Raw genomic sequence first — 13,696 nt, 5'->3', positions numbered from 1 at the left:
ACCGTGGGTCTGTATATAGATGCGGATTTCCGGCACCCGAAAAACAAATTATTCGTTGGCGGCTTTTTCATGGTCCTTTTTTACAATAAGCCTATCCTTTATAAAGGATAACTTGGTTTCAGATACCACAACAGCAATAAATATCATTAAAAAGCCAATTGTCAACCTGCCTGTAAGCTGCTCGCCATAAAATACAATTGAAAAAAGCACGCCAAAAACCGACTCAAGGCTAAGTATTATAGCGGCTGCCGAGGGGTGAGTCCATTTCTGTCCCATATTCTGGAACAGCAGCGCCGCCGCAGTGGCAAATACAGCCAGATAAAGCAGCCCTATCAAATTATCCGTTCCCCAACTGCCGGGAAATTTCTCAAAGGCCAAACCTATACACCAAGAAAACAAAGCTGCAAAAGCAAACTGCAATATGGTCAATATTATGGGGTCCTTTTCCTTCCCCAGCTTTGCAACCGACACCATATGTCCTGCAAAAAGAAAACCGCCCAGCAGGGTAAAAGCGTCACCATACCCGATGGAAAAATCGCCTTTCAGTGCTACCAGTCCTATGCCCGAAATGCAAATGAAAGCTGCAAAAAAGTTGTAACGGTCAGGTTTTGACCGGTCAACCAGCCAGAACAAAAAGGGTACAATTACGCAATAAACAGCCGTTAAAAAGGCATTTTTCCCGGGTGTAGTTTCTGTAATTCCAATTGTCTGGGTACTGTAGGCCAGAAAAAGCAACAGCCCTATTACCGCCCCTTTCCATACATAATCAAAATTTATCTGCTTTAACCTCTTAAAAAAAATTATTCCCAAAAGGATACTGGCAATCGTAAACCGTATACTCAACAGTATATATGGCGGGAACACATCAACAGTATCTTTCATAATAAAAAAGGAGCTTCCCCATATAAAGGCTGCCATAAATAATGCCAGTTTGGGAAGCACTTTCCGTGAGTATATTTCTTTGATTTTGAATCAATCCCTTCGATTAATATGTAGTATAAAAGCTCTTGCTTGAATATTTAATACAATTGATAATTTTATCATGAAAATCCGGAATTGAAAACTATTTAAAGTGGTTATGAAAATGTATAGTAAACCAGCCTTGCATAAAGGCCATTTTTTTTCAATAATTCTTCATGTGTCCCTTCTTCCGCAATTTCACCTTTGTCTATAACAACTATCCTGTCAAAGTCTTTGACAGTACTCAGCTTATGTACTGCCGCAATTACTGTTTTGTCTTTATGCTTCATGTAAATGGAATTATAAAAAACGTCCTCGGCCTCCTTATCGAGGAAGGAAGTAGGCTCATCTGCTGCAAGAATAGGAGCATTTTTGCAAAACGCTCTCGCTATGGTAATTCTCTGCTTCTGCCCCACAGAAATATTTGCGGCTGACTCCTTCAGCCGGGTTTCATACCCCTTTTCCATTTTAATAATAAAATCATGTGCAAATGCCTCCACCGCCGAACGGTAGATTTCCCTTTCGTCTATTTCATCATTTCCCGCTCTTATATTCATGCTTACAGTTCCGGGGAAAACATAAGGAGTTTGAGGAATATAGGAAACAAAAGCTCTTGCGGCTTCAATATCAGCTTTGACTGAATGTCCGAAAAGTCTTATATCACCGCTGTCAGGCAGATATAATCCGCAGCACAGCTTTAGCAGCGAGGTCTTTCCTCCACCGCTCGGTCCTACAAGGGCAACCTTTTCACCCTCCCTGATTTTCAGGCTGATCCCTTTGAATATCTGTTCCCTGCCGCTTTCAAGCCCCAGGTACACGTTATCAATATCTATTGCAAATTCACTTTCTTTCATGGCTTTATTTCCAGGCCCTGCTTCAATTTCAGCTTCAGAATCCCTCTCGTCTTCAGTATCATTAAAATCAAAAACCATTTCCGAATGAAAAATACCCTGACGTACAGAAACAATTGTATTGGCGATGTTTACCACAGGGCCATGCATAATTCCAAAAATATAATTAAAGGCAACTACCTCTCCTATGCTTATTTTATCCTGAATAGCCATACTGCATATAAAATACAGTATGACAACACTAAAACCGTTCTTTATTATGTTTGAAAGCTGGTTTTGTATGTTTTGCAGCATTTGAAGCCTTAAAGTGAATTGTTTATGTTCATTTATTTGCTGTAGGTACAGTCCTATAAATGGTTTTCCTATATTAAAAATCCTTATTTCCTTCATCCCTGAAATTATCTGGTGTGACAACGTCCTGATATTACTTACAGTCTGTGTCTGGCCGCTGATGATCGTGTCCTGCCTTTTCTTGGATATATTGCTTATAAGCAGCATGACAGGTCCTGTAGAAGCGGCAAGCAAAGCAAGATATACGCTTGAGCGTGCCAGATAGAAAAAGGCAACCAGGTATATCAAAGAGTTATACAAAACATTGTAAAAATCCTTCGTGATGATCCTGATAATAGCTTCCGAATAGCAGGTTATCCTCAAGAAAACATCCGATGAGCTGAGTTGGTTAAGCTTGTTCAGCATAAGACTATTCAGCTTTTCAAACATGGACTTCTTCAAATCTCCAACTATCAGATTCTGTATATGGCTTTTCAGAAATTCTCCGGCTATGAGAAAGGCAATTATGCCTATGGAAGCTGTAAGAACTATTTTTAAGAGTTGTTCCAGGCTTTCCTGATCCTTTGTCTCCGTGAGATTGATTATTATTTGCTGAAACAGCGCAAAGGAAAAATTGTACGCCGTATATATCCATATGGGCATAAATGCCAGGAATATCAGGAAGAAATATGGCCGGCCCAGTGCCATTATTCTTTTCAGTATAGCTCTGCTTTTTGCAGATATTATTTTAAACTGCGTTATATCAGTCATTCCAGCCTCCATTATATGGAATTATCCTGCAGGGCTGTCTTCACTCTCAGAAATTATCCATTTATAATACCTTCCTCTTGCAGCCATCAATTCCTGAGGACTCCCTATTTCAGCAATTTTGCCTCCGTCAATGAAAAGTATTACATCCGCACCGGCTATTGTTGACATGCGATGGGACACAACAAACACAACACCAGCTTTTTTAGCACTGCAAATAACCTCATTGACAAGTGTTTCGTTATAGCTGTCCAGTGAAGAAGTAGGTTCATCTAAAATAAGTATTTTGGGGTTGCGCAAAATTGCCCTTGCTATGGAAAGTCTTTGCCTCTCTCCTCCCGAAATATTGACAGCCCTTTCACTTACCACAGAATAATAGCCGTCCTTACAGTTCATGATAAAGTCATGTATACCGGCTATTTTTGCAGAATTGACTATCTCCCCCGGGCCGGCTTTCAAATTTCCATATGAAATATTATTGTAAAAGCTTGTGCTGAAGACAACAGGTTCCTGAGGAACCACCGCTGTAAGGCTTCTATAATAATCCAGATCGTATTCATTAATATCTATATTGTTTAGTGTTATGCTGCCGCTGCACGGACGTACAAATCTCACCAGAAGATTGAGCAGCGTTGTTTTTCCCGCTCCGCTGGGTCCGACAATTGCCACAGCCGTATTCTCTCTTACTTCAAAGGATATCCCCTTCAAAACCTGATTATTTCCATAGCTGAAGCATACATCTTTAAAGGTGATACGGAACTCCTCCTTATGAGCCTCCATATGAGCCTTAATATTTGTCTGACTATTGCCTGCATAAGAAATTGCAACCGCTTCCTGCTCAAAATCAATAAGTTTAAAAAATCTTTGGGCATGAAGCCTTGCTTCCAAAAAATCAGACCAGAGCACAGAAAGTCTGGAAATTGGTTCCATTGTAATCCAGAAACCCAAAAAGAAAGCCATCAGCGTTCCGGCATCCATTTTTCCGTTTACCGTCAAAAACCATCCATATGTGAATATGAACAATGCTCCTGCCAGCCCGATTATAAATTTCACATTAATTATTGAGGAATTAATAATACTTGAAATTTTTGATTTATCAAGAAACTTTCTGTACTTTTCACTGAAAATCCTTGCGAAATTTTCTTTCATGGAATATGTCCTGATGACCTCAGCTCCGAGAACAGCATCCTGCACAAATGCTTCCATCTCATGCTTCGCAGCTTCCTCCCGGGAATAGGCCTTTTTAAATTTTGAAAAAAGAGGTATCAGCAGCAGTGATAATCCTGCCGTAATAAGCGCTATCCCAAGAAACATGCTGGAGCCCTTTAAAAACAGATAAAAAATAACAACTGCTGCAGAGCACACCGCCGACAGAATTCCCTTTGTTATCTTTACTACTCCGTCAACCGCTCTTGCTATTGAAGTCAGAATGGTATGCAGCAGCTCAGAACTATGCTGGCCTGTCAGATATTCAATGCGGCATTTTATAATGCTCTCCATTGCAATTTCCTGCAAATTCTGGTTTGCATCTGCTGTGAGCCTTTGGGACATATATTCTTCAAAAAAGCCAAGTACGGGTGCAAAAAGTATATTAAAGCAAAAAAGCAACAATAATCCGCTGTATGCCATTTCAATATCCTTTTCCACAGTACCGTTAATCAATATCCTCATTCCATGTATTCTGACAACGGCCAGTGACGCCGATATTATGGCTGCAGCATATACTAAAAGCAGCTTCCAAAGGCTACTTTTATCCTTGTTTACCATAATTTTAAGCAGTTTAAGGGCAGACGCTGAATTTTTTTCTTTAATCATTATTTGTATCCCCACAAAATAAGCTCCTGCTAATCCGGTGCCAATGCTTAATTACTTAACAGCTCCAAAAGATAGGGGGCCGCCTCTGAGCTTTCAGCATATTCAATTTCATAAACCGGGCATTTTTTTAAAATTCCGGCAGCAGTACTCCTGTTTTTCTCCATACATTCCGGATTTCTTGAATTTAAAAGCAAACTGATAAAGGCTTCCATGGAATCCAGCCTTTTCATGCCTACCCCGGTAAAACCCCCTGTTTTTCTTTTAAGAATGACTATGGCTGCCATTGGGATTTCTTCACCTGTATCTACATAGCTTTTAGGATTCATGATGAATTTCTCATCTCCATTTGGAGCGAGCTTGTTTTTTCCAAGCATTTTCAGTCTTGATATATCAAAATACGCCCTCAGAGTTTCAGCATCCATATTGTAAATATTTCTTGAGGTAATGGGATGGGGAAAGGAGGTCACATAATAATTGTCCACACTCACCGGAACAATGTCATCTGAAAGATATAAGCAGCCTTTTGAACACATGGTAGATATCATGGTGGTTTTTCCCGCATGGGTGGTTCCGGTCATAATTACCGCTTTTCTGTTCAGGCTTACCGCCCCTCCATGCATATACCACCATTGGGGTTTTTCCAAAAATACAGGCAGGAAAGCCGCCTCATACAATGCTCCAAGAATTATGCCAGGATTACAGGAGTACGCTATTTTATTATCTTCAAAGCTCAATCGGATTCCTTTTTCATCTTCGTATTGCAGATAGAAGCTGCCCCTGAAGCCGGTAATGCCTCCATTAATTTCTTTCTCCTCAAACATTTTAAACATAAAAGCAATTGTAGTATCAAGCTCTTCCACATAATTTTTAATACAAATAAACCAGCCGATACTTTTATGTGACAAATACCTTTCAGTATAGAATTGCTTCATTTTTACCTCACTGTTCACCAAGAGTAATCAAGCCCTTGTTCAGCATATCTTCAAAAAGCTCTTCACAATCGGAAACAAGCTCGTCCATGCCTATTTCCAGTTCCATCAGCGCAGCAGCAAGCGCTGCAACTGTTTCATCAAAGCTTTTCATATGGCATTCGTTCCATATGAAAGCAGCAGTTTCATTTAAAACATGGGTATATTCCGGATTTCTTTTAAACAGCACAAGATTTCCGTCCTCAAGTGTATACTCCTCTACATCGGTGCATTTCAATATTTTTGCAGCTTTACTGAAGCTCATATTAACCTCCACGTTAAAATCTCACACTCCTTTTTTACTTTTTAACCCGCCCATTTCAGGTGTCAGCCGGTTAAAACCCATCAATAATGCCAGTTCAATATATGAAAGAAGCCATATGACCATTTTAAAAAAGTATTTTAATGCATCAATAAAATATTTTTTATATTTGGTGCAGTCATATGTTAACACATGTATCTTATGTTCTCTGTAGGATATTATGGAAATCAGCCTGGAAAGCACAGTATTCTGTCTAAGGAGAATTTCCCGTTTGCTTTCCTTTCTTTTTATTCTCTTTACAATCCCCAGAATATTTACAGCGTCGATCATTATATCACGGTAAAACACGTTATCGCCCTTAGTCTGGTACAGTACCTTTCCATCTTTTCTTATAATTTTTACAAGCCTATGTATCAATAAATTGCCTTCAACCTCAAAAACCAGCACAGTTCCGGGCCTGACCTCCTTTGCCGGAGGAGTAATCCATACCTTGCTACCATTAAAAATCAGCGGAAGCATGCTATAGCCCCAGGAGGTTATCCATGTGGGAATATTCAGCTTTTTTCTCATTTTCAGCAGGTCTATCATGGTTTGTTTGTTTTCGTATTCCAGCATTTACTAATCCTGCTCCTTTTACTGTAAGTCAATTGCTGCCGGCTCACAGCCGGCAGCAATTGACTTTATTCACAGCATGCCTTATACATTCTGTTTCGGACTTAAATATTGCAATTTTTACTAGATATGCAAGCATGCAAACCAAAGCTTAAATAAAGTCATTTTTTTAATCAAACAGTTCTAGAATTTAATACTGACTCCTGCATTGACCGATTGATTTCCCGAATTGTAATTAATATTAATGGATGTATTTTCGTTAATATTATATTGTGCGCCTACAGTAGCTGATTGATTTGTTAAATTGTACTGAGCGTTAAAAGACAGGCTGTCATTATAATTATATTGCCCGCCCAGATTATATGATTGGTTTGATAAGCTGAGATCATTGCCAACAGTTGCACCATAGTTGAAATTAAGATTTCCGCTGTCACTGAAATTATATTGTGCCTGACCGCTGAAACTAAGGCTGCCTGTGTTGGATGCACTTCCGCTGCCGCTTATCTGAAAACTTCCGAAATCATATGAGCCGCTGAAGCTGCTGCCTCCTCCTCCCCAGGATGCGGAAGCAATTATGGAGTTCTGAAGTTCATTTTCTGAAAAGCTTTTTATCAAAGGTTTTAAATAAGTCATCGTACATACTCCTTTCAATTTTCAAATTGGTAATTAGGACGCTGGTTCAGCTTAAAATCCTGAAAACTTTTTGACTGATGGCCTTGAATAAATTGCCAGGTCATCGGCCATGACTAAAAAATGACATTAAAACTTTAATTTGCATGCTTATTGGCATATTACTGCTGCTCCTGAAAAATATATGTATTCCTGGAATTATTATACTTTTTGTATATTGTTTTTGTATATAATCACAAATAAGTATTTTTATTGATTGAATGTAATACTTTTTTTAATTATAATAAAATTAACATTTTTGTATTATGGTGGTATATATGCATAACTATACACGTGAAAATTTGATAGACTCTCAATCTGGGGATATAAGCCTTTTCAAAGGGGTTGCCGGAAGAAGGCAGGCATTTAAAATGTTTCTTGATGAAATATCACAAGCTTCCGGGCAGGAGGATATCTTGATTACAAGCAGCTCTGATTTATTGTGGCTAAGTCAGGATAATGCTTTTCTTGAAGCCTCAAGAGATTATTTTATTAAATCCCTTGAAAAGGTGAGAAAGGCAACTGTGCTGCACAGCTTTGACCGCAGCGTTTCAAATTTGGTGTACATAATAAATTACTGGGTTCCTATATATTTGTCAGGAAAAGTTGAGGGCCACGTTTTAAATAATTATAAGCCGAATCAGCCCAAAATAACCCTGTTTCTGATTGAAAACAGGGTATGTGTATTTTCCATTGAATCAGGCAGTATGGAGGATTCCGTAACCTTTTTCTTCAGACGAAAGGAAATTGTCTGCTCCTATCAGAAGGTTTTTTATCTTATGAAACAAAACAGTATACCAATAAATGCTCTGTCCGACTTTTGCAATTTTGACTATTTTTTGGAGCTTTCAAACCTCAAAAAGCTTCCTGGCAGCTACTTTGCATGCTTTAATACTTTGACAGCTCTCATGATGCCTCCCTCCGTTTATGAAAAAGTACTGGAAAGCCTGAATTTGACCAGGGCTGTTCAAAAAGAGAGGTTATCTGCCTATACCGCCGGTTTTAAGCAACTTACAAAAAATATTGCAAAATTCAGGCACAATGTAGTTATATTTACAGATCTTATGAATTCCTTGTCCTGTGATGAAAAAATAAAATATTGTGGGATTGAGTTTTTTGAGGATAGACATGTTTTTGTAGATAAAAAGCTCTGTTTAGAGCATTTGCAATTTCTTTACAGTACTATAAAAAGCAGCAGGCTTGAAGTTATATTCATTAAAACCCAGGAATATGTGAAATTATCTGATTTCAATTTTGTTCTGAAGGAAAACGGCAATTCCATTACATACAGGTACAATCCGGCCAGGCAGTGCTATGACTTTTTCTTATCCGGCAGTCAGTTGATTACTGATACCTACACTATGCTTCATAAAAATATTATGGACTCTGTCCCATCAGAAATGAGAAGCTGCGAAGAGCTGTTTTCCCAAATACACCAGGATGAGTTCAAGCACACAAAGGAACTCCGGGAACCTCATGTTTTTTCAGTTCTTACAAAAAAAGAAAAGTCTATAGTAAAAATGCTGTTGGATGGAATGTCCGTACGCAGTATTTCTTATAACGAGAAAATCAGTGAAAATACAGTTAAAACTCATATAAGAAATATTTATCACAAGCTTGAAATTAATTCAAAATATGAGTTGATTAAGCTTGCTTCCGATTCCATTATTGTATAATATTTAATTAAATGTTAATATATTTCCATATTGGCAATATACGTATTCCTGCATGCTTACCTGAAAAATGTCTGTTAAAAATGCCTTATACATTCAGATCTCTTAAATAATACTGTTGTTTCTTACAGAAGGGAGACTCTATGAATTCTGCAATACAGGAACTTGAAAATTTTCTCATAAGTAATGCAAGTGATAATATCCGGTTGCTTACGGATATAGGCAAATTTGAATTGGGAACAATCCTTTCCGATACCGTTAAAAAGCTTGACCAAACCGAATATTTGAGGTCATGTGCAAGGATGGCCTTACAGAAGGCAAAAAATAAGGTTTTTGAGGAAGAGCTTTTTAATATCTGGGATGCCGCAGAACAGGCAGGCATAAAGGTAATTGTCCTCAAAGGTCTTTTTCTGGGCCGGGATATATACGATAAAATAGAAACGAGACAATCCGCAGATATTGATATTCTGATTGATGGCAACAGCCTCCTTCCCACGCTGGATATCTTGCGCAAAATGGGGTACCAGCCCTTTTCCAAAGACTATGGCTTCCAGCCCTGGAACTCTGTTGAGAAAAATATAGACGGATTAAAAATCATGAAACATGAGGAATTTGCCAAACCGGCAATCATAGGCGGCAAGAAAGCCCTGGTTTTTCTGGAATTGCATTTGAATATGACCCAGGCCGCCGTAGCCAAAGTTGATACCTCCGGACTTATTGCAAGAGCTGTTGCAAGGCTTGAAGGCGGACATACCATTCATTTATTGGAGCTTAACGATAACCTGATGTTTCTGCTGCTTCATTTCTATGAGCACTTTGTTGTTGCATTTAACTGCTATTGTATCGGCAAGTCATGTGAAGCCTTCAATCTCCAAAACCTTCATGATATGGCACTGCTGCTTGACAAATACGGCCCTTGCATATCCTGGAACAGTATACTGGAGCGGGCGGACAAATCACATATTTGCATTTACCTGGCATTTTCCGTTTATCTTTTTGACAGTATTTATCCTCATAGAATTCCAGGGGATTTCCTAAGTGAATTGATTTTAAAAGGAACCGATATGTCTCACTCGGCTAAAAAGCTATGCTCCAAACTTATACATCAGTTAACCGCTAAAGATATCCTGTACAATGATTTTGAACATATCATGGAAAAGATGACTCCCTCAGAGGGCATAGAAAAGCAGCCTTTTTACTGCCCGCATATTACAGATATTGAAGCTTCCGACCAAAATGGCCTGTTCGTAATAGATGAGTTTTCTGAAAAAACCGATAATATATACGGAACCTATGTTTCATGCGGGGATAAGCCCCGGTCGAGTTCTGAGGGCAGTGCAAAAGGCGGACTGTTCTGGGATGAGGAATCCTTGCATTTTCACATCAGAGTGTATAAAAGCAATAATGTTTTTAAAGGCAGTGTTTCAGCTTTCAGTGACCAGGACGGAGTTGAGCTTTTAATAACCAACGGTTCAAGCATTTCCTACCGTCAAATGATTTTTGCTCCGGTAGTTACAGAAAATGCAAGTGTATCCATAATCAACGGAAAAACCGTTGCTTTGATACCCCCGGATATTATCAAGTACAATATTTCCATACATAGTGACGGTTATGAACTGTCTGCAGCTATTCCCTGGGGCTATCTTGACATTTCCCCCGCCAAGGGGAAAAAACTCAGATTCAATATCGCCGTTAATCTCTGCGATGCCCTTACTGAGAAAAGAAAAACACGTTTGACCTGGGCCGGTAAGGATGACAATTGGTGGGATGTTGACTGGTACGGAGAGCTGACCTTGCAGTAAGCACTATAAGGACTCTGTAAAAAATTTCCATCACCCTGGTATATGAACCGGATGGTGTGCAGCACAGCACAAAAAAAGCGGTCTAACTCCTGTTGGTACTGTCGCTCCAGGAGTCAGACCGCTTTTTTTCATAGTCTCACAAAAGACCATAATGCCTGCCTAAGTTAATATATCAATTATTGCTGTAAAGAAGGTTTTTATATAATTCAGCTTACATTTCCATTATGAACAGGGATGGGTCAATCATTCCAAAAATCATGGCAATATGAGCAACTACCAGAAATATACCCACAAAGGTTGCGTGAAGCTTCAGTTTTGCCAGCTCATTTCTTTTTCTGCAGATTATACCCATGTCCAATAAGGCCATTCCCAGCAGCGGAATTATTCCCGAAAGGTAGAAACCCACGGCAACAACATCTGCAAAACCTCTCCACTCTCCATTCATGGTCAAGGGTATAACGGCATTAATAAACAGATAAACAAATACTCCTGTAAAATACAGTCCCACAATAATACTGGCAGCCTTATTAAGCTTTCTCAAACCTCCAGTAAGATTTCTCGTAAATAGTATTGCAAGCTCTGATACTGCTATTGTTTCCGCCAATATAACCGGAATGGCCATAAACAAAATCAGATTCCAGGGCTGATTTGAAGCTAAAAGCTCCATGTAATGAGTCATCATGTTTTGCATACGTTTCTCCTCATCTCTGAATTCAAAATTTTTTTAATTTACTTATGAAGCATACTAAAAAAATGTGGAGATTTTATGGAGAACCTGGCAGTTTCATAAAATTTTTTCAATTCAGGGGTAAAGACTCTATTCTCTTTGAATATGGGATCTCCGGTTACCATCCTCACTATCCTCTGACCCAGCCTGGACAATAATTCATTGGTAAGTGTTCCAGAACAGGCAGCAACACTCTCGGCACTTATGCTCTCTCTGCCGTCTCCTCCGATTACAGTGGCAATATCCCCCTGCACAACCCGGGGTATATTGCTGACATCCACCATCATTTGATCCATACATATCCTGCCAATAATCCGTGCCTTCTCACCCCTTATAAGCACATGCCCTTTTCCGGCGGACAGATTGCGGGGTATGCCGTCACCGTAGCCTATTGCTACAACCGCTATTGTCATTTTCCCGCCTGCGGTGTACTCCCGGCCATAGCCTACCTTATCACCTTCTTCAATTTTCTTTGTCAATACCACCCTGGCTTTAATGGAAAGCACAGGAGACAGACAGGGCGAAACCCTGGTAACATGGTTTTTATCGCTCAATACACCGTAAAGTGCTATTCCGACCCTGGCATAATCGCATTTCAGATACGGGTAATTCAAAACTCCATAGCTGCTTTGCAGGTGCACCCTTCCCGGATTGATACCAACCTGCTTCAGCTTGTACAAGGTTTTATAAAACTGCTCTATCTGCCTTAAGGTAAAGTCCACATCTTCCTGCAAGAGGCTGTCACAGGAGCTCAGGTGGGTAAAGGTGCCATTGATGGCGAGATTTTTGCAGTTGTATATGCTCAACAAGCCGTCAATATCCTTTGAATTGACTCCCAGCCTGTGCATTCCGGTATCAATCTTAACATGCACTCTTATTTTTCCCCCATAGGAGTTCAGCATTGCAGCGTAGTCCGAATCAATCACCGTCTGTGTAAGGCTATAGCTTTTAAGGAGTGAAAACTCTTCCGGAAAGGTATAGCCCAAAATAAGAATTTCTCCGGTAATGCCTTTCCTTCTTAATCTTGCGCCTTCCTCCACTGTAGCAACCGCAAAGGCATTTACGTCCAGCTTGTTTAAACCCGCAGCCATTTCCACATCTCCATGTCCATAAGCATTTGCCTTAACCACGGCCATTATTCTGCAGCCTTGCGGCAATATGCTTCTGAACTGCTCTACATTATTCCGAAGGTTTTCCATTCTGATTTCTGCCCATGCCCTGCCCTTTCCGGCATTTTTATCATCCTTCCTGCCATTTATAAATGGCAGCAGGCTTAACGCACACAGTACGGAGGTCACAACAACCGCAGCATAATGAATCATACTGTTGTCAACAAGTAATGATGTCAAGTCCAATACCTTTCCAAGCCCTCTCACCAGCACTATGCACAGGGGGTGTACAAGGTAAATAATTAGAGCTGTGTTTCTTAAAGCCTTTGAGGCCTTTCCCCCAATATTCAGCAGCAGGCGGAAAAGGAAAAACAGGCAGGGCAGCAGCATAATATACATACTGTCATGTCTCTGCCATCCAAGTTGCTTTAAAAACAGCCCCTCTGTCAGCAATAGAGTTGCCGAAACAGATAGACCTGCGGCATATGCTGTAACCGGGTACTTTCTCCCTGATAAGGCCGCTCCTCCCCCCAGGGCAATAAACACAGGCGCCATAAGCAGTCCGTTTCTGGTATAGTCAAAACAAATAAAAAGTAAATCATAAAAATTCTTCAAGCCATCAAATTTCAACGTCAGGCCATAATAGCTGTCGCCCAGCAGGGCTGCGGCATATAACAGCCCGGTTATAAAAAACACGCCCTTCCAATTGAAGCGGCTCAGGAGAATGCACACTGTCAGCACCCCCAGCATACCTGCAGGAAGATACCACAAATGATAGAAAGTCCCCCCGAAAGCAAGTTCCCTTATGAGGCTTGAGGGCTTAAGCATTTCAGCCAGCCGTCCTGTATAGATATTCAAAGGCAGATACATAAGTACAGCCAGAAGGTAAATGGAGGCTGTCTTTTTAAAATATGTTTTAAGAGCCTTATAATCCACCCTTTTGCCCTCACAAAAGATTTTATGACCCTTTATTGAATTTGTTCCTGTGCCGGCATTATTCTTGTGATTCAAGGCAGGAAGCATGTCTGGCAGCAGGAAGAATCCGGTGGCCATAAAAAAGAACGGAACTGCAACCCTGGCTAAAACATGTGTAAGAATAAAGTCTGCCAGAGGGCTGAGGGATACCAGCGGAAGGGTATGGACAGCAACAACCAGCAGAGCGGCAATCAATCTGAAACGGTCAATCCCGCCATATCCATTTCTGTTCATA

11 protein-coding genes are annotated in these 13,696 nt (G+C 40.1%); 2 read left to right on the top strand and 9 right to left on the bottom strand.

The genetic code is table 11. The annotated features are described in order from the left end of the window. Window positions 1-48: 48 nt before the first annotated feature. The 7 genes from CLHUN_RS12055 to CLHUN_RS12025 all read right to left on the bottom strand — a co-directional run bounded on the left by CLHUN_RS12055 (window position 49) and on the right by CLHUN_RS12025 (window position 7,139). Window positions 49-918 carry a DMT family transporter gene (locus CLHUN_RS12055; RefSeq protein ID WP_080064845.1) on the bottom strand — a complete coding sequence of 290 codons (870 nt, stop codon included), beginning with the start codon at window positions 916-918 and terminating at the stop codon, window positions 49-51. Between the two features lie 158 nt (window positions 919-1,076). Continuing rightward, window positions 1,077-2,852 (bottom strand): ABC transporter ATP-binding protein, encoded by a 1,776-nt coding sequence (locus tag CLHUN_RS12050; RefSeq protein ID WP_165755735.1) that lies wholly within the window; start codon window positions 2,850-2,852, stop codon window positions 1,077-1,079. Between the two features lie 21 nt (window positions 2,853-2,873). After that, a complete protein-coding gene (locus CLHUN_RS12045) occupies window positions 2,874-4,664 on the bottom strand; it encodes an ABC transporter ATP-binding protein (protein ID WP_080064843.1) in 1,791 nt (596 codons plus the stop codon). Window positions 4,665-4,711: 47 nt separating this feature from the next. Then, complete coding sequence (locus CLHUN_RS12040; protein ID WP_080064842.1) at window positions 4,712-5,596, bottom strand: hypothetical protein; 885 nt, start codon at window positions 5,594-5,596, stop codon at window positions 4,712-4,714. A 7-nt stretch (window positions 5,597-5,603) separates the two neighbouring features. Continuing rightward, entirely contained in the window at window positions 5,604-5,897 is a 294-nt protein-coding gene (locus CLHUN_RS12035) for a PqqD family peptide modification chaperone (protein WP_080064841.1), read from the bottom strand. Window positions 5,898-5,918: 21 nt separating this feature from the next. After that, the gene (locus CLHUN_RS12030; RefSeq protein ID WP_080064840.1) at window positions 5,919-6,509 is read right to left on the bottom strand and encodes a S24/S26 family peptidase; all 591 of its coding nucleotides are present in this window, start codon (window positions 6,507-6,509) and stop codon (window positions 5,919-5,921) included. 180 nt (window positions 6,510-6,689) lie between these two features. Then, window positions 6,690-7,139 (bottom strand): hypothetical protein, encoded by a 450-nt coding sequence (locus CLHUN_RS12025; protein ID WP_080064839.1) that lies wholly within the window; start codon window positions 7,137-7,139, stop codon window positions 6,690-6,692. Between the two features lie 314 nt (window positions 7,140-7,453). On the opposite strand from CLHUN_RS12025, the gene CLHUN_RS12020 reads away from it, so the two are divergent. Together CLHUN_RS12020 and CLHUN_RS12015 are read left to right on the top strand one after the other, a co-directional pair. Continuing rightward, a complete protein-coding gene (locus CLHUN_RS12020; RefSeq protein ID WP_165755734.1) occupies window positions 7,454-8,851 on the top strand; it encodes a helix-turn-helix domain-containing protein in 1,398 nt (465 codons plus the stop codon). A 140-nt stretch (window positions 8,852-8,991) separates the two neighbouring features. Further along, a complete protein-coding gene (locus CLHUN_RS12015; protein WP_080064837.1) occupies window positions 8,992-10,650 on the top strand; it encodes a nucleotidyltransferase family protein in 1,659 nt (552 codons plus the stop codon). Window positions 10,651-10,861: 211 nt separating this feature from the next. Here CLHUN_RS12015 and CLHUN_RS12010 read toward each other — a convergent pair whose 3' ends face one another. Beyond that, on the bottom strand, window positions 10,862-11,341 hold the full coding sequence (locus CLHUN_RS12010; RefSeq protein WP_080064836.1) for a DUF6803 family protein: 480 nt from the start codon (window positions 11,339-11,341) through the stop codon (window positions 10,862-10,864). A 38-nt stretch (window positions 11,342-11,379) separates the two neighbouring features. Next, window positions 11,380-13,695, bottom strand: a complete 2,316-nt coding sequence (vanT, locus tag CLHUN_RS12005; protein WP_080064835.1) for a serine racemase VanT catalytic subunit — start codon at window positions 13,693-13,695, stop codon at window positions 11,380-11,382. Window position 13,696: the final 1 nt, after the last annotated feature.

Source organism: Ruminiclostridium hungatei (assembly GCF_002051585.1).
Classification (GTDB): Bacteria; Bacillota; Clostridia; order Acetivibrionales; family DSM-1351; genus Ruminiclostridium; species Ruminiclostridium hungatei.
The sequence above is the reverse complement of the archived record's forward strand: the minus strand, read 5'-3'. Positions and strand labels throughout refer to the sequence as shown.